Here is a 24,785-nt window from a genome sequence, read left to right on the forward strand (position 1 = left end):
CCGCCCCGCCACGGACCGCGGACGGCCAACCGCCAACCGCGGACGGCCAACTGCCGACCGCAGGGCGCCGACCGCCGTCACAGCCAGCCGTTGCGCTTGAGCGTGCGATGGATGGTCAGACACAACGCCACCGTGATGCCCATGATCAGCGGGTAGCCGTACTTCCACTTCAGCTCGGGCATGTGATCGAAGTTCATGCCGTACACACCGCACACCATCGTCGGCACCGCGATGATCGCGGCCCACGCCGTGATCTTCCGCATGTCCTCGTTCTGCGCGACCGACGCCTGCGCCAGGTTGGCCTGGAGGATGGAGTTGAGCAGTTCGTCGAAGCCGACGACCTGCTCCTGGACGCGGGCGACATGGTCGGCGACGTCCCGGAAGTACTTCTGGATCTCCGGATCGATCAGCCGCATCGGCCGCTCGCTCAGCAGCTGCATGGGCCGCAGCAGGGGCGAGACCGCGCGCTTGAACTCCAGCACCTCGCGCTTGAGCTGGTAGATCCGCGCCGAGTCCACACCGCGCCCCGCCCCGCCCTTGCGGCTCGGCGAGAAGACCTCGGTCTCCACCTCGTCGATGTCGTCCTGCACGGCGTCCGCGACCGCGATGTACCCGTCGACGACATGGTCGGCGATCGCGTGCAGCACGGCCGACGGCCCCTTGGCGAGCAACTGCGGGTCGTCCTGCAGCCGGTGCCGCAGCGCCCGCAGCGAACCCTGCCCGCCGTGCCGGACGGTGATGAAGAAGTCCCGCCCGGTGAAGCACATGACCTCGCCGGTCTCCACGACCTCGCTGGTGGCGGTGAGCTGGTCGTGCTCGACGTAGTGGACGGTCCTGAAGACGGTGAACAGCGAGTCGTCGTACCGCTCAAGCTTCGGCCGCTGGTGCGCCTGCACGGCGTCCTCCACGGCCAGCGGGTGCAGCCCGAACTCGCTTGCGATACCGGCGAATTCGGCCTCCGTGGGCTCGTGCAGCCCGATCCAGACGAACCCCCCGTCGCGCCGCACCTGGCGCATCGCCTCGTGCGGGGTCAGCGGCTTGGCGCTCTCGACCCGGGCGCCGTCACGGTAGACGGCGCAGTCGACGACGGCCGAGGGGGTCGAGGGGTCGCGGGTGGTGTCGTAACTCCCGCTGTCCCGGCGCGGGGCGCTCTTGCGCAGGGAGGGGCGGGAGGGACGGACCACGGCACGCAGGTCGCGGATCATCGACATGGCGGGCTCCTTCGCGGTGGGCGGCGAAGCGCGAAAGGGCCGCGGTTCACGGCTGGAACTACCCGGAATGAGGACGTCCTGTGTGCGGATGTTTGGCACGTCCACAAAGCGGGGAGCACCGCACTGTCGCGGTGGCGAGCTTCGCTGCTGATTCAGATCAGACAGATCAGGCAGGGCAGAACGAAGTGCTCTTCCGAAGGCGCGTACGACGGCGCGAGCGCGAGAGGTGGCGGTAGGCCAGATCCGGAACGGCTACATCAACAGCCGGAAGAGCGAGTGGTACTGCACGGCCGACTTCGATCCATGGCAGCCCCACCTCCTCCAGCCGGTCCCTCGTAAGGGACGGTCCATTCCCCGTAGGGGAGTCTCACAGGCGTCGGGACTCGATGCGACGCTTCTGCGTGCTGCCCCGAACCACCGGGCAAGAGTATCAGCCGACCGCGGTGTCAAGGTGACGCTTTGCCCGCTGCTGACGAGTTCTATGCTCGCCGCATGGTTGATGTTCTTCCTCTGGTCGAGGCACGGTTGCGTGGCGCGCTGGGCGAACCGGACGCGCGCGCGGCGGTCACCTTCCTCGGCACGGACCGCATCGAGGTGCTGCGCTTCCGGGACCGCGACCGCGAGGGAGCCGTCGTCCGCTACGCCACGCTGGGCATGTCCGCGCACCCCATGACGGAGCCCACGGCGCCGCTCGCCGACCCCGTCCGGGGCCCCCGCGCCGAACTGGTGCTGTCCGTCCGCGCCGGCCTCGCCGACACCGACAAGGTGCTCCGCCCGCTCGCCGTGCTGGCCGCCTCGCCGCAGGTGGAGGGCGTGGTGGTGGCCCCGGGCGCATCCCTCGACGTGGGGGAGCCGCTGTGGCCGGGCGCGCCTTTCGGCTCGGTCCTGGTCGCCGAGCCGGGCGGACTGGTCGAGGACCTGGAGCTGGACGCGCCGATGGATCCCGTACGGTTTCTGCCGCTGCTGCCGATGACCCCGAACGAGGCCGCCTGGAAGCGGGTGCACGGCGCCCAGGCACTCCAGGAGCGCTGGCTGACGAACGGCACGGACCTGCGGGACCCCGCCCGCGCATCCGTACCGCTCGGCTGATCCCCCGGGCATCCGTATCGCTCGGCTGATCCGAGGGCGGCCCGAGCGTGACCGATCTCACCGAGTCCTGGCCGGAACCGGTCAGTTGGCGAAGACGCCGACGCCGTCCTCGGTGGCATGCCGGGTCTCCGACCGTCCGGCCTCGTCGGTGAGCGCGGCCCGCCGTACGACGACCACGAGCGCGCCGATCAGCGCGGTGACCGCCGCCACCACGAACGGGACGCGGACGTCGGTCCACTCCTCGATCTTCGGCGCGAAGTAGGGTGCCGCCGCGGCGGCGAACCAGCGCACGAAGTTGTAGCCGGCGCTCGCCACGGGGCGCGGCGCACCGGAGACGCCCAGGGCCAGTTCTAGAACACGGCGCCGGAGCGAGTGTGCTCCAATCCGGACGGGAGCCCTGAAAGAGATGGTTGGTATATGCACATAGTAAGTTAGATTGGCTAATTAATGCAATATACATCTAGTCGCCGCCGGTCGGAGGGCGGGCGCGTGACGATCCGGGGGTGGGCGGGGATTCCGTCCGGACGGGTGATCGTCCTTGACGTGGCGGTGTGCGGGTAGGACCGTGGGGCCCTATGAGGGGCGAACCCAGTTGCCCGAAGTGCGGTGGCCGGGTCAGGGCTCCCGGACTCTTCGCCGATTCCTGGCAGTGCGATGTGCATGGGACGGTGCATCCGCTGCAGCCCGTGATCCCGCCCAGCGTCGAGGCTCTCAGCGTGGTCGTCCATCGGACACAGGTGCCGGTGTGGATGCCCTGGCCGCTGCCGGTCGGCTGGCTGTTCACGGGGGTGGCCTACGCGGGCGACGACCGCAGCGGCGGCCGGGCGACCGCCGTGGCCTGCACGGGACCGGGACCGCTCGGCGGCATGGGCGAACTGATCCTGGTCGCCGAGGAGTTGGGCGTCGGCCTCGGCGCGCGCTACGCGGGCATCGGCGGCCCCGACCCGGGACCGTATCTGAACGTCGAGAAGCCGCCACAGGCCAAGGTGCTGGCGGCCGGCCGCCCGACCCCGCTCTGGCATGTCACCGGCGCCCCGGACGACCGCGCCGTCTTCGCCGGCGAGGCCCGCGGGCTGTGGCTGTGGGCCGTGGTGTGGCCCGAGCAGACGGGCCTGCTCATGTACGACGAACTGGTGCTGACAGATCTGCGGGACGCGGGCGCCGAGCTGGACCTGGTGCCCTGCGGAGCGCTGTCACCGCGGCTGCTGGAGCCCTGACCGCCGCCCGCGGCCCGCCCACGCGGCGACGGCCGGACGATGGACGCCCGTTATCCTTAGGTGTCCCTTCGGTCCCGTCCTCGCCTGGAGCTCGCGTCGTGCGCATCGACCTGCACTGCCACTCCACGGCGTCCGACGGCACGGACACCCCGGCCGAGCTGGTGCGCAACGCCGCCGCGGCCGGTCTTGACGTCGTCGCGCTGACCGATCACGACACCACCCGCGGCCACGCCGAAGCCGTCGCCGCGCTCCCGCCGGGGCTCACCCTCGTCACGGGCGCCGAGCTGTCCTGTCGTATCGACGGCATCTCCCTGCATCTGCTGGCCTACCTCTTCGACCCCGAGGAGCCCGCCCTGCTCGCCGAGCGCGAGCTGGTCCGCGACGACCGGGTGCCGCGGGCCCAGGGCATGATCGCCAAGCTGAACGGGCTGGGCGTCCCGGTCACCTGGGAGCAGGTGAAGCGGATCGCGGGCGACGGCTCCGTCGGGCGGCCGCACGTCGCTTCGGCGCTGGTCGAACTGGGCGTCGTACCGACCGTGGGCGACGCGTTCACCGAGGACTGGCTGGCCGACGGCGGACGGGCCTACGTGGCGAAGCACGAGACCGACCCGTTCGAGGCCATCCGGCTGGTCAAGGCCGCCGGCGGCGTCACCGTCTTCGCGCATCCGGCCGCCGCCAAGCGCGGCCGTACGGTGCCCGAGTCGGCCATCGCCGAGATGGCCGCGGCCGGCCTCGACGGCATCGAGGTCGACCACATGGATCACGACGCGCAGGCCCGGACCCGGCTGCGCGCGCTGGCGAAGGACCTCGGGCTGCTGGTCACGGGCTCCTCGGACTACCACGGCAGCCGCAAGTCCGTGGCCCTCGGCGAGTACACCACGGACCCCGAGGTGTACGGCGAGATCACCCGGCGTGCGACCGGCGCGTTCCCGGTGCCCGGGACCGGCGGGGCCTGACCCCCGCCCGCGCCCCCCCGTACGTCTCTTTCCGCAAGGCTCCGCTGTGCCCATGGTCGACCTCGCCGTCTTCGGCTCCCTGTTCCTCACCCTCTTCGTCATCATGGATCCCCCCGGGGTCACGCCGATCTTCCTCGCGCTGACCGCCGGACGCCCCGCCAAGGCGCAGAAGCGCATGGCGTTCCAGGCCGTCTGCGTGGCCGGCGGGGTGATCGCCGTCTTCGGCCTGCTGGGCCATCGGATCCTCGACTACCTGCATGTCTCCGTGCCCGCGCTGATGATCTCCGGCGGACTGCTGCTCCTGCTGATCGCGCTCGACCTGCTCACCGGCAAGACGGACGAGCCGAAGCAGACCAAGGACGTCAATGTCGCCCTCGTGCCGCTGGGCATGCCGCTGCTGGCCGGTCCGGGTGCCATCGTGTCGGTCATCCTGGCCGTGCAGAAGGCCGACACCGTGGCCTCGCAGATCGCGGTGTGGTCGGCGATCCTCGCCGTCCATGTCGTGCTGTGGCTGGCGATGCGCTATTCGCTGCTGATCATCCGGGTCATCAAGGACGGCGGGGTGGTGCTGGTGACACGGCTCGCCGGCATGATGCTCTCCGCCATCGCCGTGCAGCAGATCATCAACGGGGTCACCCAGGTGATCAAGGGCGGCTGAGCCCGGGGCGGGCCCGCAGGCCCGCCTCATGCGCAGGGCCCCCGTCGGCGTCGATGCCGCGGGGGCCCTGAAAGCTCTTCGACGGTGGTCCGTGATCCGGGTGATCCGTGACCGGTGATCCGCTCGCTGAGTGTCCGTGCTTCCTGCGTGTTCTGCTGCGAGGAGTGTCTGCTACGAGGATTGCCTGCTAGGAGGTGTGTCTGTCACGAGGCCGTGCTCTCGGCGGGCCGGATCCACAGCCGCTGTCCGATGGCGGCGGCCTGCTGCACGATCCGGTTGACGGAGGCGGCGTCCACGACGGTGCTGTCCACGGGCGTCCCGTCGACCTCGTCGAGTCGCATGATCTCGAAGCGCAATGGCTTCTCCCTTCGTCTCGTTGTTCCGTCTGAGTCAACGGAATGCTTGTTACAAACATTCCCTACGCTAAGGAAATTTTTCGAACGTCTAATTACTGACCGGTAAGAGGTTGTGACGAGACTGACCGGGACCGGTTGTGTTCGCAGCGTGACCGCCGAGACAATGGAGGCGATGAACGAAGACCAAGCCGGCATCCAGGCCCGCATCGACCGCACCAACGAGCTGCTGCAGCGCATGCTCGCCGAAGTGGCGAAGACGCCCTCGACCCACGCGATCTTCGTGGACGCCGGATACCTCTACGCGGCCGCGGGCCGGCTGGTGGCCGGGACCGAGGACCGGCGCGCCTTCGACCTCGACGCGGAGGGCCTGATCGAGGCGCTGATCGACCGCGCCCGCACCATCTTCGCGGACAGCAGGCTGCTCCGGGTCTACTGGTACGACGGCGCCCGGCGCCGCATCCACACCGCCGAGCAGCAGTCCATCGCCGAACTCCCCGACGTGAAGGTCCGCCTCGGCAACCTCAACGCCAACAACCAGCAAAAGGGCGTCGACTCCCTCATCCGCACCGACCTGGAGTCCCTGGCCCGGCACCGCGCCATCAGCGACGCGGCGCTCATCGGCGGCGACGAGGACCTGGTCTCCGCGGTGGAGGCGGCCCAGGGCTACGGAGCCCGCGTCCACCTCTGGGGCATCGAGGCACCCGAGGGCCGCAACCAGGCGGAGCCCCTGCTCTGGGAGGTCGACAGCCAGCGCACCTTCGACCTGGACTTCTTCAAACCGTACGTCGCCCGGCGCACCGCCCCCGCCTACGAGGGCACGGCGAACCGGCCCACCCGCGAGGACGTCCGCTTCGTGGGCGCCCAGATCGCGGCGAAGTGGCTGTCGGCGCGCGGCCGGGAGGCCCTGCTGGAGCTGCTGCCCGGCCACCCCTATCTGCCCGGCTCGGTCGACCAGGACCTGCTGGTCGAGGCCGAAGGGCTGCTCCAGTACTCGCTGCGCGGCCAGGCGGAACTGCGGCGCGCGCTGCGGGACGGCTTCTGGGAGCACCTGCGGACGCAGTACTGACCCGGTGCCGACCGGGGCCTGACCGTCCTCGCCGGTGCGCTTCTCGCCGTCCCTGCTTGTGTGCTTCTCCGCCTCCTCGCCGGTGCGGTTCTCCCCGTCTTACCGGTCGCCGTCCTCGCCCGTGCTGTCCCAGAAGTCGGCGATCGCTCGGGCCGTCGGGAGCGGCTGGTCGGTGTTGGGCGAATGCTCCGCACCCTCGATGACGGTCCGGCGGGCCCCGAGCTGTACGGCCATCTCGTCGAGCAACGGCACCGGCCAGGTGTCGTCGGCCGCACCGGACAGCACATGGAACGGCAGCCCCACCGCGGCGAGTTCACCGACCCGGTCCGGCTCGGTGCACAACTGGCGCCCGGTGGCGATCAGTTGGGCCGGCTTGTTGCCCAACCAGCGGCGGCGCAGCGCCGTCCGGTCGGCGGGACCGCCGTCGACCTCGGTCTCCTCGGGCGGCTCCATCGCCTGGATGGTGTCCCACACCGCCGCCATCGACATCACGGCGAGGGCGTCCCGCAGCAGCTTGACGCGCTGCTGCTGGGAGGCGGAGATCTGCGCCGGGCCGGAGGCCATCAGGGTGAGCGAGCGGAACACGGACCCGTCGAGCAGCACGGCCGCCCGCGCGATCTGCCCGCCCAGGGAGTGCCCCAGCAGATGCACCGGGGCACCCAGGGCCGCCGCCTGCGCCAGCACGTCCCGCGCCAACTCCCGCTGCGCGTAGGCGGATTCGTCGTGCTCGGGGCCCTCCGACTCGTACTGTCCGCGTCCGTCAACGGCCACGGCCCGATAACCGCGCCGCGCGAGCGGCACGAGCAGCGGATGGAAATCCTCCTTGCTCCCGGTGAACCCGGGCAGCAGCAGCGCGACCCCCCGGGGCCGCACACCGTCGGCCACGGGCGAGTCGACCACGGCGAACTCGCCACGCGCGGTACGCAACGCGTAGGCACGGGCACCGGGAGGCGGAACGAAGGAGGGCGGCCTGCTCATGCCCCAGAGGCTATCGGCCACCGGTACCTGAAGCAGAACGGGCCGGAAGCCCCCGAACGAATCCCGCCAACCCGCCGCCCCGGGCCCCGAAGGAGGCGGTGTCGACGGGGTGTGGCGGTTGGGCGGGCTGGTCGTCTTGTGCGGGGACGCCGACGGCCCGGTCCCGTTCGGGCGGGCCGGGCCGTCGGCGTGGGCGTGGCGGCGGTGCCGGTCAGCCCTCCGGGGTTTCCGCTGCCGCTGCGGTCTTGCGGGTCCTGCGCACCCTGGGCTTCGTCTCCGCGGTCGCCTCGGTGACCTCGGTGCCGGTCGTGTCCGCCCCGGCCGTGGCCTTGCGCGTGCGGCGCCTCGGCTTGACCTCCGGCTCCTCGGTGGCCTGCGCCGGAATTCCGGCGGTCACCGGTGCGGCGGCGGCCTTCCGGGCCCGACGGACCTTCGGCTCGGCCTCGGCACCGTCCGCGATGTCCACGGCGGCGGTCGCCTTGAGGGTGCGCTTCGGCTTCGCCTCGGCTTCCGCGGTGTCGGCCGGTGCCTCGGCGGCAGCGGCGGTCTTGCGGGTGCGCTTCGGTTTGGTCTCCGTGGCCTCGGCTGTGTCGAGGGCGGTTTCGGCGGTGGCCGCGGTCTTGCGGGTGCGGCGTGGCTTGGCCTCTGAGGTCGCCTCCGGCGTGTCCGTCGTGGCCACGGCGGTCGCCTTGCGGGTGCGCTTCGGCTTGGCCTCGGCTTCCGCGGTGTCGGCCGGTGCCTCGGCGGCAGCGGCGGTCTTGCGGGTGCGCTTCGGCTTGGATTCCGTGGCCTCGGCCGTGTCGAGGGCGGTTTCGGCGGTGGCCGCGGTCTTGCGGGTGCGGCGTGGTTTGGCCTCTGTGGTCGCTTCCGGCGTGTCCGTCGTGGCCACGGCGGTCTTGCGGGTGCGCTTCGGCTTCGTCTCCGTGGCCTCGGCCGTGTCCACCGCGGTCTCAGCCGCGGTCGCGGACTTACGGGTGCGGCGGCGAGGCGCGGGGGCGTCGTCCGTGGTCTTCGCGACGTCGGCCGTGCCCTCCGCCTCCTCGGCGGTGACCTGCGCGGCGGCGGTCTTACGGGTCCGACGGACCTTGGGCTTCGCCTCCGCGGCTTCGGCACTGTCCAGCGCCGCTTCGGCAGCGGTCGGCGTCTCGGCCGCGGCTGCCGTCTTGCGCGTACGACGGCGCGGCTTCGCCGGCGCTTCCGGCCCCGCGACCACCGCTGCCTCAGACGCGGGCGCCGCGGCCACGGGCTCGACGGTCGGCACGGGCTCGACACGCGCCTCGGGTCGCACGACGGCCGTGGGCTCGACGCTCGGCTCAGGCCGGACGACGGCCTCGGGCGCTGCGACGGCCTCGGGTGCGGCTACCACCTCGGGCCGGGCGCCCTCGGGCTGGACGCGCGCCCCGGAATCGGTGACCGACGCGGTCGCGGTCTCGGCCGGTGCCGCCGCCCGCTCGCGCTCCGTCGCCTTGGGCGTGCGTCGGCGGCGCGGCTGCCGCTCGGCGGTCTCGGCCGCGGCCGTGCCCTCCGCCGTCGTCAGGGCGGCCTCGGCGGTCGGCGCCGGCTCGGCTGCCGCGGCGACCCCCACGGGCTCCGCGGGCGCCCCGCTACGGGTGCGGCGCCGGCGGCGCGGCGTACGCGGCGTCGTGATCTCCTCCGCGGTGACGGCATCGGCGGCCGGCGCCCCGGAGTCGGCCGGCGCCGCCCCGGACCCGGCGGGCGCCGAGTCGAGCGGTGCCCCGCCGCGCGTGCGACGGCGACGGCGCGGTGCGCCCGCCGGACGCTCGCGCTCGGCGGGCCGGGACTCGCCACGGCCGCCTCGCCCGCCGCGACCGCGCGCACCGCGGCCCCCGGTCTCGCCCAGATCCTCAAGCTCCTCAGCCTCAAGACCGGCGCGCGTGCGCTCGGAGCGCGGCAGGACGCCCTTGGTGCCCTCGGGGATGCCGAGGTCGGCGAAGAGGTGCGGGGAGGTGGAGTACGTCTCCACCGGGTCGTTGAAGCCCAGTTCCAGCGCCTTGTTGATCAACTGCCAGCGCGGGATGTCGTCCCAGTCCACGAAGGTGATCGCCGTACCCTTCGCGCCCGCCCGGCCGGTACGGCCGACGCGGTGCAGATACGTCTTCTCGTCCTCGGGGGACTGGTAGTTGATGACATGGGTCACGCCCTCGACGTCGATGCCGCGCGCGGCGACGTCGGTGCACACGAGGACGTCGACCTTGCCGTTGCGGAACGCGCGCAGCGCCTGCTCGCGGGCGCCCTGGCCCAGGTCGCCGTGGACCGCGCCGGAGGCGAAGCCGCGCCGCTGGAGCTGCTCGGCGATGTCCGCGGCCGTCCGCTTCGTACGGCAGAAGATCATGGCGAGCCCGCGGCCCTCGGCCTGGAGGATGCGCGCGATCATCTCCGGCTTGTCCATGGAGTGACCGCGGTACACGAACTGCTTGATGTTCGCGACCGTCGCGCCCTCGTCGTCCGGCGCGGTGGCACGGATGTGCGTGGGCCGGGACATGTACCGGCGGGCCAGGCCGATCACCGCGCCCGGCATGGTCGCCGAGAACAGCATGGTCTGGCGCCTGGCCGGCAGCATGTCGATGATCTTCTCGACGTCGGGCAGGAACCCGAGGTCCAGCATCTCGTCGGCCTCGTCGAGGACCAGGCACCTGACGTGCTTCAGGTTCAGCTTCTTCTGCCCGGCGAGGTCGAGCAGCCGGCCGGGGGTGCCGACGACCACGTCGACGCCCTTCTTGAGGGCTTCCACCTGGGGTTCGTAGGCCCGGCCGCCGTAGATCGCGGTCACCCGCACGTTGCGCACCTTGCCCGCGGTCAGCAGGTCGTTGGTGACCTGCGTGCACAGCTCGCGGGTGGGGACGACGACAAGCGCCTGCGGGGCGTCGGTGAGGTCTTCGGGTGCGGCCCGGCCCGCCTCGACGTCGGCGGGGACGGTGACGCGTTCGAGGAGCGGGAGGCCGAAGCCCAGCGTCTTGCCGGTGCCGGTCTTGGCCTGGCCGATGACGTCCGTGCCGGAGAGGGCGACGGGGAGGGTCATCTCCTGGATGGGGAAGGGAGTGGTGATGCCGACGGCCTCCAGGGCCTCGGCTGTCTCGGGAAGGATTCCGAGTTCTCGAAACGTCGTAGTCAGGGTGCTGCCTCTTCTGTGTGCGCGGCGCGAGGCGAGCGCGGGGGTCGTGTCGGACCGTGCCGGGGACGTCGGCTGCCTCACGGGCGAACCGCGGGGGCAAGCCGTTTGGCACGGGACCTCTGCCGACGCTCTAGCGCTCTCGCCGCTGAGGGTCCCTCCGGTCGGCGTACGCGATGTGCCGTACGTCCACGGAGGGCTGTCGGGTCGGAGCCGATCGGGCCACCGACCGGGCATCCTCATGCGTGCGGCCTGACCGGAAGCGGCGTCGGAACGACGGAGTTCCCAGCAGGCGCATTACCACCATACCCCGGATTCGCGCACATGCGATGGCCGATTTGGCCACGTAGTCGTCATCACACTGATCGATCACGGACTTCCGCCGCCCGGTGAGCGGGCTATTGTGCGCTTCATGACGAGCTCTGACAAGCCTGACCACGCCCCCGAGGACGCCTCGCCCGAGGCCACCGGAGTCGCCGCCCAGGACTGGGCCACGGCCTCCGCCGACCCGCAGTACCGTGCCGCGGTCGTGGACCTGCTCGGCGCGCTCGCGTACGGCGAGCTGGCGGCGTTCGAACGGCTCGCGGAGGACGCCAAGCTGGCGCCCACGCTCGCGGACAAGGCGGAGCTGGCGAAGATGGCGTCGGCCGAGTTCCACCACTTCGAGCAGTTGCGGGACCGGCTCACGGAGATCGGGGAGGAGCCGACCCGGGCGATGGAGCCGTTCGTCGCCGCGCTCGACGGCTTCCACCGCCAGACGGCACCATCGGACTGGCTGGAGGGGCTGGTCAAGGCGTACGTCGGCGACTCGATCGCCAGTGACTTCTACCGGGAGGTCGCGGTCCGGCTCGACGCCGACACGCGCGGGCTCGTGCTCGCCGTGCTCGACGACACCGGGCACGCCAGCTTCGCCGTCGAGAAGGTGCGCGCGGCGATCGACGCGGAACCGCGGGTGGGCGGCCGGCTCGCCCTGTGGGCGCGGCGGCTGATGGGCGAGGCGCTGTCGCAGTCCCAGCGGGTCGTCGCCGACCGGGACGCGCTGTCCACGATGCTCGTCGGCGGTGTCGCGGCCGGCTTCGACCTCGCCGAGGTCGGCCGGATGTTCTCCCGGATCACCGAGGCGCACACCAAGCGCATGGCTGCCCTGGGGCTGGCCGCCTGACGTTCCCTGTGCCGGGGGCTTCCGCTGGTCTTTGGGTGCGGGGGTGTTGTGGTTGTTCGCGCAGTTCCCCGCGCCCCTAGTGGGGGGTTTCCGACGCTCCTATAGGTCAAGTTGATCAGGCGTTCGTGTCATGCCGCCGCGGGAGTGGATGGGCCTCGTTGTGGTCGGGGGACAGCACTGTTCGCGCTGATCAGCGCCTTGAACACCTCGCGTGCGAGGTAGCGTTTCAAGCAGCGGACGATCTCCGCCCTGGTCTTGCCCTCGGCGGTTCGTCGGGCGGCGTAAGCCCGTGCTCTCGGGTCGTAGCTCAGGCGGTTGATGGCCAGCATGTAGAGGGCTCGGTTCGCTTCCCGGTTGCCGCCTCGGTTGAGCCGGTTGCGGTTGGTCTTCCCCGAGCTGGCGGGTATCGGGGCGACGCCGCACATGTGGGCGAAGGATGCTTCGGACCGAAGTCGCTGGGGGTTGTCACCGGCGGCAACCAGCAGGGCCGCGGCGGTGTCGACGCCGACTCCCTTGATCCGCATCAGGTCCGGCGCGGCTTGGTGGGCGAGCCGGTCGATCTGCTGGTCCAGAGCAGAGATCTCCTGGGCGAGTTGCTGGTAGCGGACCGACAGGCTCTTCAGCGCAAGTTTGGCTGCGGTCTCAAGGGAGTTGACGTTGCCGGGACGGAACCTGGCCGCGGTGGCAACAAGGGCTGCCAGGGGCATGCCGCGCAGGCGGTCGCGCAGCTCCTGCGGGGCGGTGACGACGACGGCGTGGAGCTGGTTGGCAGCCTGCGTGCGGGCCTTCATGGCCGAACGGCGGGCCAGCCGCAAGGTGCGGATCATCTCCACCGGGCCGTCCTGGGACTTGGCCTGGCCCATGACGGTGCCTGCCTGGACTGCGCGGGCGGCGGCCTCGGCGTCGATGGTGTCGTTCTTGCCGCCGGCCCGGCGCCTGGTCTGGCGGGACGGCCGGATGACCTCCACCACGTTCATGCCCTGGCGGCGCAGGTAGCGGGTCAGCCCGGCGCCGTAGGCACCCGTGCCCTCCACCCCGAAGCAGTGGGGAATGCCCAGCGCGCGTGTCCACTCCAGAAGGCGGCAATGCCCGTGCCCGGTGGTGGGGATGCTGAGAACGTCCAGCTTGCGACCGAACTGGTCCAGCGCGACGGCGACGTGCATATCCACGTGCGTGTCGATGCCCACCGTGACCAGGACCTCGTCAACGTCTGCCACTCCGGCCTTGCTCACCCTCGCTCCTTGCACCGTGCCGTCAGGAAGGCGGTGCCGGCCGGAGCAGCGCGGGCAAGACTGCGATGGGATGCCTCATGCCCCTATCAGGCCACAGCGCACCCGACCGGCACCGCGAAGCGGCGTCCCCCGGCTGGCCGACGCGTCGCTAACAAGGCACGAAGCCGATCTGTCTTTGGGTCCGACCAGCCGGAGAACACCGCGACCACGATGATGCTCCCAGTCGGTCTTTGGGTGCGGGGGCGTTGTGGTTGTTCGCGCAGTTCCCCGCGCCCCTAGTGGGGGGTTTCCGTCGGTTTTTCGGTGCGGGGGTGTTGTGGTTGTTTGCGCAGTTCCCCGCGCCCCTGGTCTGGTGGGGGTGTCTGTCGGTTTTTGGGTGCGGGGGCGTTGTGGCGCCCCTGGTGGGGGGCTCCGTCGGGGCTTCAGTGCGGCAGCGTCTTGGCTGGTTGTGGCGTTTGCCGCGGTCGCGGGCCCGGGGAGCGCCCTCGGCCGGGGAGCGCCCTCGGCCGGGGGGCGCCGGCGGTCGTGGCGTCGTGAGATGCCGTGCGCTCACGCCGGGGCGGATCGTCGGCGCAGGCGTCCCGCCGGGCGCAGCAGCAGCGACAGCGAGGCCGCGGAGACCACCGCCGCGCCGAGCAGGCTGACCGGCACCGGGCCGGCGCCCAGCGCGGTGTGCGTCACGAAGTCGCCGAACAGGGCCCCGGCGACCCCGGTGAAGACGACGAGAAGGCGGGCGGGCAGCCGGTGGGACAGCCGGCGCACCGCGACGGCGGCCAGGGCCAGGCCGACCAGGGCCGAGCCCAGAGCTTCCAGGATCATGAGGGGTCCTTCCACACGGCCGGCCGGCGCTTCACGGTCGTAGCCCGTCCTACCCGTGACCTGCGGAATGCAATCCTCCTCTGTGGGCGACCTGTGCGCCGGATGTGGAGCACCCTCCGCGCGTCGGACACATGCGAGGGGCCCGGTGGCAAGCTGCCACCGGGCCCCTCGTCCGATGTGTCGCGGGTGCGTCCGACGCACGCCGGGCCGCGGGCCGCGGGCCCACGGCGGGCTACAGCGCGCTGAAGCCCACCTTGCGGGTGGTCGGCTCGCCCAGCTCGACATACGCCAGACGGTCCGCGGGGACCAGCACCTTCCGGCCGCGCTCGTCCTCAAGGCTCAGCAGCTGCGACTTGCCGGCCAGCGCCTCGGCCACCACGCGCTCGATGTCTTCCGCGTTCTGACCGCTCTCCAGAACGATCTCGCGGGGCGCGTGCTGCACGCCGATCTTGACCTCCACGGCTATGTCCCTCCGACGGTCAGTGAAGTGCGCGACCCAGCGCGCCGTACCCAGCACACATTAGCCCGGTGAGGGGACGTACACGGTCCGCGCAAGAACGCCAGGAGCGAACAGCGAGCGGGAACAAGACGGGGCCGGTGGCGGCCGGCCCGCTCAGGGATGCTGCTCGGCGCCGTGCAGCGGGAAACCGGCGATGCCCCGCCAGGCCAGCGATGTCAGCAGCTGCACCGCCTGGTCCCGGGGCACGCTCCGGTCGCTGTGCAGCCAGGAGCGGGCGACCACCTGGGCGAGGCCACCGAGCCCGGAGGCCAGCAGCATCGACTCCGCGCGCGACAGGCCCGTGTCCTCGGCGATGACGTCGCAGATCGCCTCCGCGCACTCGTTGGTGACCTTGTCGACGCGCTCGCGCACCGCGGGCTCGTTCGTCAGGTCCGACTCGAAGACCAGGCGGAACGCCCCGCCGTCGTCCTCCACGTACGCGAAATAGGCGTCCATCGTCGCCCGGACGCGCTGCTTGTTGTCGGTCGTCGACTCCAGCGCGCCCCGCACCGCCTGGATCAGGGACTCGCAGTGCTGGTCGAGCAGCGCGAGGTAGAGATCGAGCTTGCCCGGGAAGTGCTGGTAGAGCACCGGCTTGCTGACACCGGCCCGCTCGGCGATGTCGTCCATCGCGGCCGCGTGATAGCCCTGCGCCACGAAGACCTGCTGGGCGGCGCCCAGGAGCTGGTTCCGTCGGGCACGGCGCGGCAGGCGCGTGCCTCGCGGGCGTGCCGCCTCTGTCTGCTCGATGGCTGTCACGCCGCCTCCCAAGATCGTCCACATGCGGTGTGCGCCGCGCCGCCATCGTACTTTTCGGTAACCGTGGTGTGCGCGGTGCGAGCGCAGAATTTCACGGACCGGACGGTGGCGGTAGCCGATCAGGGCCCGCTCAGCAGGGGCGGGTCACTGCCCGTGTCCGGGCCGGCCTCAGCGGTAGTCGTCCTCGTCCAGGGTCACGACCCGTGCCTGTTCGATGAGGTCGGCCTCGTTGGCGCGGTCCGGCTCCACGCCGGTCAGGGGATCGTCGTGCTCCGGCGCGACGTCCGCGTGCTGCTCGGCCGCGTCGACCTCGGGCGCTTCGACGTCGATCTCCTGAACTCCCTGGACCTCGTCGTTCTCGACGGTGTCGGGCTCGGTGGGGTCATAGGCCATGTCGGGCTCCCTTCCTACGAACGTCCCCGGAAGAAGCAGGGGCCAGAATGCGGGTGCCCTGTGTACGAGCGTAAGACACCGAAACGGGCGCCATGCCATGAGACGCAAGCCGGTGTCAGGACCGCGCCCCGCGACACGCCCGGACGATGGCCGTTCTGTGACGGCCGACACAGGATTCGCCGCGTGATCGTCTCGTAACATTGCCGCATGTCTTCGACCGAACTGCCGTCCGTGTCGGCCACCAGCGTCCTTCCCAGGGTGGCCCTGGTCAGGGTCGAGGAGGGTGAGCGGCTGAGGTCGGTCGGGCTGCCGGGGGTCACCCTGTCGATCCGGTCGCGGCCTCCCGCGCGCGAGGGACTGCCGCCCGCGCTGTTCGTGCACGGGCTCGGCGGCTCCTCGCAGAACTGGTCGGCACTGATGGCCCGGCTCGACGACGTCGTCGACGGCGAAGCGGTCGACCTGCCGGGCTTCGGAGAGTCCCCGCCGCCGGACGACGGCGACTACTCCGTCACTGGCCACGCGCGCGCGGTCATCCGCTACCTCGACGCGGCCGGGCGCGGCCCGGTGCACCTCTTCGGCAACTCCCTGGGCGGCGCGGTCGCCACCCGGGTCTCCGCGGTCCGCCCGGATCTCGTCAAGACCCTCACGCTGGTCTCTCCCGCGCTGCCGGAGCTGCGCGTGCAGCGCACCGCCGTGCCGACGGCCCTGCTGGGCCTGCCCGGCGTGGCCGCGCTGTTCACCCGGATCACCCGGCAGTGGTCGGCCGAGCAGCGGGTCCGCGGCGTCACGGGCCTGTGCTACGGCGATCCCGGGCGGGTGACTCCGGAGGCGTTCCAGCACGCTGTGGAGGAACTGGAGCGGCGGCTGCGGCTGCCGTACTTCTGGGACGCGATGGCGCGCAGCGCGCGCGGGCTGGTGAACGCGTACACACTCGGCGGCCAGCACGGGTTGTGGCGGCAGGCCGAGCGCGTGCTCGCCCCTACCCTGCTGATCTACGGCGGCCGTGACCTGCTCGTCGGCTACCGCATGTCCCAGAAGGCGGCCCGTTCCTTCCGCGACTCCCGGCTGCTGTCGCTGCCGGACGCGGGGCATGTGGCGATGATGGAATACCCTGAGACGGTGGCCGGGGCCTTCCGGGAACTCCTGTGCGATGTGCGGGAGTTGGACGGCGAGCCGGTCTCGGCGCGGCGACTTGAAGGGCCCGGTGGAACCGGCTCCGCCGACGTCGACGCGGAGGTCGGAACCGATCTCGGCGGCACGGGCGCCAGGAGCTGAGGGGGCGAGGTGGGACGGCACAGCCGCCGCGGATCCGCCCCCAAGGGCGACGCCGCGGACATAACCGCACGGCGGGACGCGGCGGGCCGGGGGACGACGACGGGCGGCCCTGGTGACGCGGGCGGCCCCGGTGACATGGGCGGTCCGGACGACGCCGGCGCCCCACGCGCGGAGCGCGCGCCCGGACAGGCGGCGCGGCCCGGCCCCGTACCGGGACAACTGCCCGGCCAGCGACGTCCCACGGCCGACGGAATGCCCGCGCGCGGGGTTCCGCGGGTGGCGGACGGCACTCCGGCTCGGGGGGTACCCCGGCCGGGGGAGGGGAGTCCGACTCGGGGCCTGCCGCGGTTGCCCGACGGTACGCCGGCGTATGGGTTTCCGCGGTTGCCTGACGGCACTCCGGCCCAGGGGGTACCCCGGCCGGGGGGCGGGAGGCCGGGTCGGGGGGTGCCGCCGTTGTCCGACGGGACCCCCGTGCGGGGTATGCCGCCGTTGCCGGACGGGACTCCGGCGCATGGTTTTCCGCGCTTGTCCGACGGAACGCCCGCTCGCGGCGTACCCCGGTTGCCGGACGGGACGCCCGCGCACGGGTTCCCGCGGTTGCCTGACGGAACTCCCGCTCGGGGGGTACCTCGGCCCGCGGACGGGGGTCCGGCTCGGGGCGTACCCCGGCCGGGGGACGGGACTCCCGCGCGAGGTGTGCCGCGGTTGCCTGACGGGACTCCCGCTCGGGGGGTACCCCGGCCCGCGGATGGGAGTCCGGCTCGGGGCGTACCCGGGCCCGCGGACGGGACTCCCGCGCAGGGGGTGCCGCGGGCTCGTGGTGGGCATCCTGAGCAGCGTGAACCCGGCGGGGGCTGGGGCGAGTTGCCCCGGCCGGCCGGTGTGGGGCACGGGAGTGCCCCGGGGCCGGCCGCCGCGGGTCCCGGTGCCGCCCTGCCGCGGCAGCGGCCGATGCCGCCCGGCGGCCCTCGGCAGGACTACCTCGACGCCTTCGACGCCGACGCGGACGCCGACGTCGATGTGTTCGCACCCCGCGCCAAATCCGGCCTGCGGCACGCGGAACCGTACGCCCCCGCCGCCCCCCTGGCGGGCGAGCGCGACGAGGACGACGAGCCCCCGACCGGTCAGCCCGCGCCCGCCAAGGGCGCCAAGGGCCGGGCGTTCACCGGGATCGCCGCCGTCGCCGTCACCACCGTGCTCGCGGTGATCGTGGCCGGACAGGTCACCGACGGCCGCGGCGACACCGAGACGCAGCCGCGCTCCACCACCGACCAGGCGCGCGACGCCCGTAGCCCCGCCTCGCGCGCCGACGGCCGTACCACCGCCTCCGCGTCGCCGGCCGTGACCCCGCTGACGTACGGGCAGAAGATGGACCGGAAGTACCCGCTCGGCGCCACGCTCAAGGCGTCGGGCAGGTTCGAGGCGATCCCCGGCATCGCCAAGGCGCCGGGCACGGGCCGGAAGTACACCTACCGCGTGGACGTGGAGCAGGGACTCGGCCTGGACGGCGAACTCTTCGCCCAGGCGGTGCAGAAGACGCTCAACGACCGACGCAGCTGGGCCCACGGCGGCGCCCGCACCTTCGAGCGCATCCACTCGGGCGAGCCCGACTTCGTCATCACCCTCGCCAGCCCCGGCACTACCGCCGAGTGGTGCGCCAAGTCCGGTCTGGACACCACCGAGGACAACGTCTCCTGCGACTCGGCCGCCACCCAGCGCGTGATGATCAACGCCTATCGATGGGCGCAGGGCAGCACGACGTACGGCGAGGAGATCCACGCCTACCGGCAGATGCTCATCAACCACGAGGTGGGCCACCGGCTCGGCTACGGCCATGTCACCTGCGACAAGGACGGACAACTGGCGCCCGTCATGCAGCAGCAGACCAAGTTCCTCGACCATGACGGAATCCACTGTCTGGCCAACCCCTGGCCCTACCCCGGGAGTTGACGGGTGTCGCTCCTGTCACGTTGACATGTGCAGATTGTTCGTTCATATTTCTGCGCATGTGGACCCGCCACGCCGTCACCTCTCGCGCCGCCATCGAGCTGGCGCTGATCGGCGTGACCGCGCTCTGCGTGGCCGACATCCACTGTCGCTGACGCCTGCCCCTGGCGTTCGCGTCGCGACCTGACTCACCGTCTCCCTGATCCGTGCCGACCGCACGGATCTCCTCGACGACCCGGCGCCGGGGTGGACGTCTGTACAGATGCGTCTCAACCCTTGTCCATCTGTCTCGCCATTCGAGAAATCCTCGACACCAACCGAGAGGTCGTCATTCCGATGCGTCATCCGTCCCTCACAGCGCGCCGCGTGGCAGCGGCAACCGTCGGCCTGGTCGTGGCAGCGGGCGCTGCCGCCTGCGGCCCGGAGGACAACGATGCCAAGGGGTCGAGTGGCGACTCCGCTCCGCACAAGGGCGGCACCCTCACGGTCCTCAACTCAAGCCCGCAGCAGAACTTCGACCCCGCCCGCCTCTACACCTCCGGCGGCGGCAACGTCCCGTCCCTGGTCTTCCGCACCCTCACCACCCGCAACCGCGAGAACGGCGCGGCCGGCACCGAGGTCGTCCCTGACCTCGCCACCGACACCGGGCGCCCCAACAAGGACGCGACCGTGTGGACGTACACCCTGAAGAAGGGACTCAAGTACGAGGACGGCACCCCGATCACCTCGGCCGACATCAAGTACGGCATCGAGCGCTCCTTCGCCGCCGAACTCTCCGGCGGCGCCCCGTACCTGAGGGACTGGCTGGTCGGCGCGGCCGACTACCAGGGGCCGTACAAGGACAAGAAGGGGCTGTCGGCGATCGAGACGCCGGACGACCTGACGATCGTCTTCCATCTGAACAAGCCGGAGGGCGAGTTCCCCTACCTGGCCACACAGACGCAGTTCACGCCCGTCCCGAAGGACAAGGACACCGGCGCCGAGTACGAGCGGCACCCCGTCTCGTCCGGCCCCTACAAGGTCGTCAAGAACGAGAACGACGGCGAACACCTGGTCCTGGAACGCAACCCGCACTGGTCCGCCGCCACGGACGACGAGCGCAAGGCATACCCGGACACCATCGACGTGCGCTCCGGCCTCGACTCCTCGGTGATCAACCAGCGGCTGTCGGCGTCCCAGGGCGCGGACGGGGCCGCCGTCACCACGGACACCAATCTCGGCCCGGCCGAACTCGCCAAGGTCACCGGCGACAAGGAACTGGCCGCGCGCGTCGGCACCGGCCACTTCGGCTACACGAACTACCTCGCGTTCAACCCCAAGGTCAAGCCGTTCGACGACCCGAAGGTGCGGCAGGCGATCTCGTACGCCATCGACCGCTCGTCCGTGATCAACGCGGCCGGCGGTTCGGCGCTCGCCGAGCCCGCGACCACCTTCCTGCCCGACCAGAAGTCTTTCGGCTACACGCCGTACGACCTCTTCCCGGCCGGCGAGACGGGCGACCCCGCAAAGGCCCGGGAACTGCTGAAGGAGGCAGGACACCCGAACGGGCTGACCATCACCCTGACCCATTCCAACAGCAAGGACTTCGAGACCAGCCCGGAGATCGCGACCGCCGTCCAGGACGCGCTCAAGAAGGCCGGCATCACCGTCAAGCTCCAGGGACTGGAGGAGAACGACTACTCGGACAAGATCCACAACGTCACGACCGAGCCGGGCCTCTTCCTCGCCCACTGGGGCGCCGACTGGCCCTCCGGCGGCCCCTTCCTCGCCCCGATCTTCGACGGCCGCCAGATCGTCAAGGACGGCGCGAACTTCAACACCGGCCTGCTCAATGACGCGTCCGTCAATGACGAGATTGACGCGATCAACAAGTTGACCGATCTTGACGCGGCCGCCAAGAGGTGGGGTGCACTGGACAAGAAGATCGGCGAACAGGCCCTGACCGTGCCGTTGTTCCACCCCGTCTACAAGCGTCTGTACGGCAAGGACATCAAGAACATCGTGATCAGCGACTGGACCGGAGTCCTCGACATCTCCCAGGTCGCGGTCAAGTAGGCCGAGCGGATCAGCACAGTCATGAGCGAGACCGCAACGGTCTCCCGGGCCGCCGGGACGGACACCTCCGTCCCGGCGGTCTCCGGGGCCCGTCAGTTCTGGCGGCGGCTGCGCACGCAGCGCGCCGCCCTCGGCGCGGCGGTCGTCGTCGCGCTGCTCGTCCTGGTCGCGCTCGCCGCGCCGCTGCTCACCGCCGTCGAGGGCCAGGACCCGACCACCTACCACCCGGCGCTGGTCGACTCCGCCCGCGGCGGCGTGCCCGTCGGCTCGTTCGGCGGGATCAGCGCCGACCACTGGCTGGGCGTCGAACCGCAGACCGGGCGCGACCTGTTCGCGCGGCTGGTCTACGGGGCGCGCGTGTCCCTCGGGGTCGCGCTGACCGCGACCCTGGTGCAGATCCTGATCGGGGTCGCCGTGGGCGTCGCGTCCGCGCTCGGCAACCGATGGGTTGATCAACTGTTGAGCCGGGCCACCGACATCATCGTCGCCATGCCGCTGATGATCATGGCTCTGGCGCTGCTCGCGATCGTCCCGTCGACCTTCCCGCGGCCCGTCCTGGTCACCCTGGTCATCGGCCTGATCGCCTGGGGCAACATCGCCAAGATCGTGCGCGCTCAGACGCTCGGTCTCAAAGGGCTCGACCATGTGGCCGCCGCCCGGCTCAGCGGCTGGGGGCCCTGGCATGTCGCCCGGCGCGAACTGCTGCCCGGACTCGCCGCGCCCGTCATCACGTACGCCGCCCTGCTCGTGCCCATGAACATCACCGTCGAGGCGGCCCTGTCCTTCCTCGGCGTCGGCGTGAAGCCGCCGACGCCGTCCTGGGGGCAGATGCTCACCTCGGCCGACGTCTGGTACCAGGCGGCGCCGCAGTACCTGCTGTTTCCGGCCGGCGCCCTGTTCGTGACCGTGCTCGCGCTGACGGTCCTCGGCGACGGCGTGCGCACCGCCCTCGACCCGCGCGCGGCCTCCCGGCTGCGCGTCGGCACGGGCCGCGCCCGCGCGGCCGGCGCCCGCCGCGGGAGCGGCAGCGGGCCCGGCGACCCGACCGGCCGCGCGAGCGGCCCCCAGGACGCCGGCGGGCGCGGGGACACCGGCGGTGCCGTCGACAAGGAGGGGTCCGCATGAGCGGCTTCGGCGGCTTCGTCCTGCGCCGCGCCGTCGGCACGATCGTCACCCTGCTCGCCATCTCGGTGATCGTCTACGTCGTCTTCTACGCCACCCCGGGCAACGTCGCCCAGATCACCTGCGGCCCGCGCTGCTCCCCGGAACAGGTGCAGCAGGTCGCCCAGCAGCTCAGGCTCGACGACCCGCTGTACGTGCGCTACGGCCACTTCCTCCAGGGCCTCGTCACCGGCCAGGACTTCTCGACCGGCACATCGGTCCAGCACTGCCCGGCGCCCTGCCTGGGGCTCTCGTACCAGACCGGCCAGCAGGTCATGGACATCATCCTGACCAAGCTGCCCGTCAGCCTGTCGCTGGTGCTCGGCGCGATGGTGCTCTGGCTCGTGCTCGGCGTCGGGACCGGCGTGCTGTCGGCGTGGCGGCGCGGGCGGATCTCCGAGCGCCTGCTGACCGCCGTCACCCTCGCGGGCACGGCGACCCCCGTCTTCGTCATCGGGCTCGTGCTGATGATCGTCGTCTGCGGCGAACTGCGCCTGCTGCCCTTCCCGCAGTACGTCGCCCTCACCGACGACCCCGAGCAGTGGGCCTGGAACCTGCTGCTGCCGTGGCTGTCGCTGGCCCTGATCGAGGCGGCGGCGTTCGCCCGGCTCACCCGGGCGGCGATGCTGGAGACGCTGGCGGAGGACCACATCCGCACCTTCCGCGCCTACGGCGTCGGCGAGCGGTCCGTCGTCGGCCGGCACGCGCTGCGCGGCGCGCTGGCCCCCGTCATCGCGCTGAACGCCAACAACGTCGGCTCCGCCGTCGGCGGCGCCGTGCTCACCGAAACCCTCTTCGGCCTGCCCGGCATCGGCCAGGAACTGGTGCACGCCGTCAAGGTCGTCGACCTGCCGGTGGTCGTCGGCATGGTCCTGGTCATCGGTTTCTTCGTGGTCATCGCCAACGCCGTCGCGGACGTGCTGTACGCGGTGGCCGACCGACGGGTGGTGCTCGCATGAGTCTGGTGGACGTCAGGGACCTCACGGTCGAGTTCGGGCCCCTGCGGGCCGTCGCCGGGCTGTCCTTCCGGCTGGCGCCCGGCGCCGCGCTCGCCCTGGTCGGCGAGTCCGGCTCCGGCAAGTCCACGGTCGCCAACGCCCTGCTGGGCCTGCACCGGGACACCGGCGCCCGGGTCGGCGGCTCGGTCCGGGTCGCCGGGACCGATGTGCAGCGGGCCTCCGACGAGGAACTGCGGCGCCTGCGCGGAGGCAAGGCCGCCATGGTCTTCCAGGACCCGCTGTCGTCGCTCGACCCGTACTACGCGATCGGCGACCAGATCGCCGAGGTGCACCGGGTGCACGCGCGCGTGTCACGGCGGGCGGCACGCGCGCGTGCCGTCGAGGTCCTGGACCGGGTGGGAATCCCGGACGCCCGGCGCAGGGCCCGGTCGCGCCCGCACGAGTTCAGCGGCGGCATGCGCCAGCGCGCGCTGATCGCCATGGCGCTGGCCTGCGCGCCCGACCTGCTGATCGCGGACGAGCCGACCACCGCGCTGGACGTGACGGTCCAGGCGCAGATCCTCGACCTGCTGCACACGTTGCGCGCGGAGACCGGGATGGGGTTGCTGCTCGTCACCCACGACGTGGGCGTCGCCGCGGAGAGCGTCGACGAGGTGCTGGTCATGCGGCACGGCGAGGCCGTCGAACACGGGCCGGTCGGCACCGTCCTCGCCACGCCCGCACAGGAGTACACCCGCGCACTGCTGGCCGCGGTGCCGCGCGTGGACGAGGCTCGGGCGGCTGCGGCTGCGGCTGCGGCTGCGGCTGGGGATCCGGCTGCCGCTGTGGCTGCGCCTGCTGTGGCCCGGGCGGAGGCGGCGTCGGCCGACGTGGCTCGGGCGGGCGCCGGTCAGGGGGAGGCGCCGGACGCGCAGGCGTCGGAGGCGGTGGCACCGGGCGTGGGGAGCGCTCTGGGCATCGGGGGTGTGTCGAGTGTCGGGGGTGCGTCGGGCCGCGGCTCGCGCGTGACCGGTGAGGTCGTCCTGGAGGCGGCCGGTCTCCGGCGGGTCTTCGGGCGCGGCAAGCGGGCGTTGACCGCCGTGGACGACGTCTCCCTCACGGTCCGCAGGGGCGAGACCCTTGGCATCGTGGGGGAGAGCGGCAGCGGCAAGACGACCCTCGGCCGTATGCTCGTCGGCCTGCTGGAGCCGACGGCGGGCGAGATCCACTACGCGGGCCGCCCGCACACCGGGGTGAACCCGGCCGTGCAGATGGTCTTCCAGGACCCCGTCGCCTCCCTCAACCCCCGCCGCAGCGTGGGCGAGTCCATAGCCGACCCGCTCCGCGCGCGGGGGAGGGACGAGGAGCACATCCGGGGGCGCGTACGCGAACTGCTGGAGCGCGTGGGGCTCGAAGGGGCGCACTACGACCGCTACCCGCACGAGTTCAGCGGCGGCCAGCGCCAGCGCGTGGGCATCGCACGGGCGCTCGCCGCCGAGCCGCGCGTCATCGTCTGCGACGAGCCGGTCTCCGCGCTTGACGTCACCACCCAGGCCCAAGTGGTCGCCCTGCTCGCCGAGTTGCAGAGGGAACTGGGACTCGCGCTGGTCTTCGTCGCCCACGACCTCGCCGTGGTCCGCCGGGTCAGCGACCGGGTCGCTGTGATGCGCCGCGGCCGGGTCGTGGAGACCGGCCCCGCCGACGACGTGTACGACTCCCCGCAGGACCCCTACACCCGGCAGCTCCTGGCCGCGGTGCCCGCTCTCGACCCCGAGGTCGCGGCCCGGCGCCGCGCCGCCCGCCGACAGCTGGCCACGGCGTGACGTTTCGTGTCCACGTGATCTCTTAGCGCGACGGAACGCAGTCCGCACGCGAAAGTTA

General features: G+C 71.9%; 22 protein-coding genes and 1 pseudogene. 13 read left to right on the plus strand and 10 right to left on the minus strand.

Annotated elements, in window-relative coordinates; genetic code table 11:
* Positions 1–77 precede the first annotated feature (77 nt).
* Positions 78–1,211: a magnesium and cobalt transport protein CorA gene (locus AC27LF_RS08275; RefSeq protein ID WP_404024597.1), complete on the minus strand. Its 1,134-nt coding sequence runs from the start codon at positions 1,209–1,211 to the stop codon at positions 78–80.
* A 492-nt stretch (positions 1,212–1,703) separates the two neighbouring features.
* Between AC27LF_RS08275 and AC27LF_RS08280 the strand changes: the two genes are divergently transcribed.
* Entirely contained in the window at positions 1,704–2,300 is a 597-nt protein-coding gene (locus AC27LF_RS08280) for a suppressor of fused domain protein (protein WP_479656253.1), read from the plus strand.
* 81 nt (positions 2,301–2,381) lie between these two features.
* Here the strand turns inward: AC27LF_RS08280 and AC27LF_RS08285 are convergent.
* Positions 2,382–2,651: pseudogene (locus tag AC27LF_RS08285) on the minus strand (MFS transporter); the annotation flags it as partial.
* A gap of 224 nt (positions 2,652–2,875) precedes the next feature.
* On the opposite strand from AC27LF_RS08285, the gene AC27LF_RS08290 reads away from it, so the two are divergent.
* The 3 genes from AC27LF_RS08290 (at position 2,876) to AC27LF_RS08300 (ending at position 5,131) form a co-directional block, all read left to right on the plus strand.
* Positions 2,876–3,517 carry a DUF6758 family protein gene (locus AC27LF_RS08290; RefSeq protein WP_479656252.1) on the plus strand — a complete coding sequence of 214 codons (642 nt, stop codon included), beginning with the start codon at positions 2,876–2,878 and terminating at the stop codon, positions 3,515–3,517.
* 98 nt (positions 3,518–3,615) lie between these two features.
* Positions 3,616–4,473: a PHP domain-containing protein gene (locus tag AC27LF_RS08295; protein WP_479656251.1), complete on the plus strand. Its 858-nt coding sequence runs from the start codon at positions 3,616–3,618 to the stop codon at positions 4,471–4,473.
* 52 nt (positions 4,474–4,525) lie between these two features.
* Positions 4,526–5,131: a MarC family protein gene (locus tag AC27LF_RS08300; protein WP_479656250.1), complete on the plus strand. Its 606-nt coding sequence runs from the start codon at positions 4,526–4,528 to the stop codon at positions 5,129–5,131.
* 203 nt (positions 5,132–5,334) lie between these two features.
* On the opposite strand, the gene AC27LF_RS08305 is transcribed toward AC27LF_RS08300, so the two are convergent.
* A complete protein-coding gene (locus AC27LF_RS08305) occupies positions 5,335–5,487 on the minus strand; it encodes a hypothetical protein (RefSeq protein WP_121887214.1) in 153 nt (50 codons plus the stop codon).
* A 163-nt stretch (positions 5,488–5,650) separates the two neighbouring features.
* Between AC27LF_RS08305 and AC27LF_RS08310 the strand changes: the two genes are divergently transcribed.
* Positions 5,651–6,553 carry an NYN domain-containing protein gene (locus AC27LF_RS08310; protein ID WP_479656374.1) on the plus strand — a complete coding sequence of 301 codons (903 nt, stop codon included), beginning with the start codon at positions 5,651–5,653 and terminating at the stop codon, positions 6,551–6,553.
* 99 nt (positions 6,554–6,652) lie between these two features.
* Here the strand turns inward: AC27LF_RS08310 and AC27LF_RS08315 are convergent, their stop codons facing one another.
* Positions 6,653–7,531: an alpha/beta fold hydrolase gene (locus AC27LF_RS08315; RefSeq protein WP_479656249.1), complete on the minus strand. Its 879-nt coding sequence runs from the start codon at positions 7,529–7,531 to the stop codon at positions 6,653–6,655.
* A 211-nt stretch (positions 7,532–7,742) separates the two neighbouring features.
* Positions 7,743–10,571 (minus strand): DEAD/DEAH box helicase, encoded by a 2,829-nt coding sequence (locus tag AC27LF_RS08320; RefSeq protein ID WP_479656373.1) that lies wholly within the window; start codon positions 10,569–10,571, stop codon positions 7,743–7,745.
* A gap of 493 nt (positions 10,572–11,064) precedes the next feature.
* Between AC27LF_RS08320 and AC27LF_RS08325 the strand changes: the two genes are divergently transcribed.
* Positions 11,065–11,823 (plus strand): ferritin-like fold-containing protein, encoded by a 759-nt coding sequence (locus tag AC27LF_RS08325; RefSeq protein ID WP_404024614.1) that lies wholly within the window; start codon positions 11,065–11,067, stop codon positions 11,821–11,823.
* A 128-nt stretch (positions 11,824–11,951) separates the two neighbouring features.
* On the opposite strand, the gene AC27LF_RS08330 is transcribed toward AC27LF_RS08325, so the two are convergent.
* From AC27LF_RS08330 to AC27LF_RS08350, 5 genes are all read right to left on the minus strand, one after another.
* Complete coding sequence (locus tag AC27LF_RS08330; RefSeq protein ID WP_479656248.1) at positions 11,952–13,055, minus strand: IS110 family RNA-guided transposase; 1,104 nt, start codon at positions 13,053–13,055, stop codon at positions 11,952–11,954.
* A gap of 549 nt (positions 13,056–13,604) precedes the next feature.
* A complete protein-coding gene (locus AC27LF_RS08335) occupies positions 13,605–13,874 on the minus strand; it encodes a hypothetical protein (protein ID WP_479656247.1) in 270 nt (89 codons plus the stop codon).
* Between the two features lie 232 nt (positions 13,875–14,106).
* The gene (locus AC27LF_RS08340; protein WP_479656246.1) at positions 14,107–14,334 is read right to left on the minus strand and encodes a DUF3107 domain-containing protein; all 228 of its coding nucleotides are present in this window, start codon (positions 14,332–14,334) and stop codon (positions 14,107–14,109) included.
* A 153-nt stretch (positions 14,335–14,487) separates the two neighbouring features.
* Positions 14,488–15,132 carry a TetR/AcrR family transcriptional regulator gene (locus tag AC27LF_RS08345; RefSeq protein ID WP_479656245.1) on the minus strand — a complete coding sequence of 215 codons (645 nt, stop codon included), beginning with the start codon at positions 15,130–15,132 and terminating at the stop codon, positions 14,488–14,490.
* Positions 15,133–15,300: 168 nt separating this feature from the next.
* On the minus strand, positions 15,301–15,525 hold the full coding sequence (locus AC27LF_RS08350) for a hypothetical protein (protein ID WP_479656244.1): 225 nt from the start codon (positions 15,523–15,525) through the stop codon (positions 15,301–15,303).
* Positions 15,526–15,732: 207 nt separating this feature from the next.
* On the opposite strand from AC27LF_RS08350, the gene AC27LF_RS08355 reads away from it, so the two are divergent.
* From AC27LF_RS08355 to AC27LF_RS08385, 7 genes are all read left to right on the plus strand, one after another.
* A complete protein-coding gene (locus tag AC27LF_RS08355; RefSeq protein ID WP_479656243.1) occupies positions 15,733–16,800 on the plus strand; it encodes an alpha/beta fold hydrolase in 1,068 nt (355 codons plus the stop codon).
* A 483-nt stretch (positions 16,801–17,283) separates the two neighbouring features.
* On the plus strand, positions 17,284–18,753 hold the full coding sequence (locus tag AC27LF_RS08360) for a DUF3152 domain-containing protein (protein ID WP_479656372.1): 1,470 nt from the start codon (positions 17,284–17,286) through the stop codon (positions 18,751–18,753).
* A gap of 56 nt (positions 18,754–18,809) precedes the next feature.
* Positions 18,810–18,905 carry an Ms4533A family Cys-rich leader peptide gene (locus tag AC27LF_RS08365; protein ID WP_404024623.1) on the plus strand — a complete coding sequence of 32 codons (96 nt, stop codon included), beginning with the start codon at positions 18,810–18,812 and terminating at the stop codon, positions 18,903–18,905.
* A gap of 181 nt (positions 18,906–19,086) precedes the next feature.
* The gene (locus AC27LF_RS08370; protein ID WP_479656242.1) at positions 19,087–20,805 is read left to right on the plus strand and encodes an ABC transporter substrate-binding protein; all 1,719 of its coding nucleotides are present in this window, start codon (positions 19,087–19,089) and stop codon (positions 20,803–20,805) included.
* 21 nt (positions 20,806–20,826) lie between these two features.
* On the plus strand, positions 20,827–21,930 hold the full coding sequence (locus AC27LF_RS08375) for an ABC transporter permease (RefSeq protein WP_479656241.1): 1,104 nt from the start codon (positions 20,827–20,829) through the stop codon (positions 21,928–21,930).
* A complete protein-coding gene (locus AC27LF_RS08380) occupies positions 21,927–22,925 on the plus strand; it encodes an ABC transporter permease (protein ID WP_404024629.1) in 999 nt (332 codons plus the stop codon). The genes AC27LF_RS08375 and AC27LF_RS08380 overlap by 4 nt, the downstream gene beginning before the upstream one ends.
* Complete coding sequence (locus AC27LF_RS08385; RefSeq protein ID WP_479656240.1) at positions 22,922–24,727, plus strand: dipeptide ABC transporter ATP-binding protein; 1,806 nt, start codon at positions 22,922–22,924, stop codon at positions 24,725–24,727. Before AC27LF_RS08380 ends, AC27LF_RS08385 begins: the two co-directional genes overlap by 4 nt.
* Positions 24,728–24,785: the final 58 nt, after the last annotated feature.

Source organism: Streptomyces diversicolor, from assembly GCF_057537855.1.

Bases quoted from the DNA above. Each gene is read 5' to 3' on its own strand.
- AC27LF_RS08275 (WP_404024597.1), bottom strand. From the start codon at position 1,211: ATGTCGATGATCCGCGACCTGCGTGCCGTGGTCCGTCCCTCCCGCCCC.
- AC27LF_RS08280 (WP_479656253.1), top strand. From the start codon at position 1,704: ATGGTTGATGTTCTTCCTCTGGTCGAGGCACGGTTGCGTGGCGCGCTG.
- AC27LF_RS08290 (WP_479656252.1), top strand. From the start codon at position 2,876: ATGAGGGGCGAACCCAGTTGCCCGAAGTGCGGTGGCCGGGTCAGGGCT.
- AC27LF_RS08300 (WP_479656250.1), top strand. From the start codon at position 4,526: ATGGTCGACCTCGCCGTCTTCGGCTCCCTGTTCCTCACCCTCTTCGTC.
- AC27LF_RS08310 (WP_479656374.1), top strand. From the start codon at position 5,651: ATGGAGGCGATGAACGAAGACCAAGCCGGCATCCAGGCCCGCATCGAC.
- AC27LF_RS08315 (WP_479656249.1), bottom strand. From the start codon at position 7,531: ATGAGCAGGCCGCCCTCCTTCGTTCCGCCTCCCGGTGCCCGTGCCTAC.
- AC27LF_RS08320 (WP_479656373.1), bottom strand. From the start codon at position 10,571: ATGACCCTCCCCGTCGCCCTCTCCGGCACGGACGTCATCGGCCAGGCC.
- AC27LF_RS08335 (WP_479656247.1), bottom strand. From the start codon at position 13,874: ATGATCCTGGAAGCTCTGGGCTCGGCCCTGGTCGGCCTGGCCCTGGCC.
- AC27LF_RS08350 (WP_479656244.1), bottom strand. From the start codon at position 15,525: ATGGCCTATGACCCCACCGAGCCCGACACCGTCGAGAACGACGAGGTC.
- AC27LF_RS08355 (WP_479656243.1), top strand. From the start codon at position 15,733: ATGTCTTCGACCGAACTGCCGTCCGTGTCGGCCACCAGCGTCCTTCCC.
- AC27LF_RS08360 (WP_479656372.1), top strand. From the start codon at position 17,284: ATGCCGCCGTTGCCGGACGGGACTCCGGCGCATGGTTTTCCGCGCTTG.
- AC27LF_RS08365 (WP_404024623.1), top strand. From the start codon at position 18,810: ATGTGGACCCGCCACGCCGTCACCTCTCGCGCCGCCATCGAGCTGGCG.
- AC27LF_RS08370 (WP_479656242.1), top strand. From the start codon at position 19,087: ATGCGTCATCCGTCCCTCACAGCGCGCCGCGTGGCAGCGGCAACCGTC.
- AC27LF_RS08375 (WP_479656241.1), top strand. From the start codon at position 20,827: ATGAGCGAGACCGCAACGGTCTCCCGGGCCGCCGGGACGGACACCTCC.
- AC27LF_RS08380 (WP_404024629.1), top strand. From the start codon at position 21,927: ATGAGCGGCTTCGGCGGCTTCGTCCTGCGCCGCGCCGTCGGCACGATC.
- AC27LF_RS08385 (WP_479656240.1), top strand. From the start codon at position 22,922: ATGAGTCTGGTGGACGTCAGGGACCTCACGGTCGAGTTCGGGCCCCTG.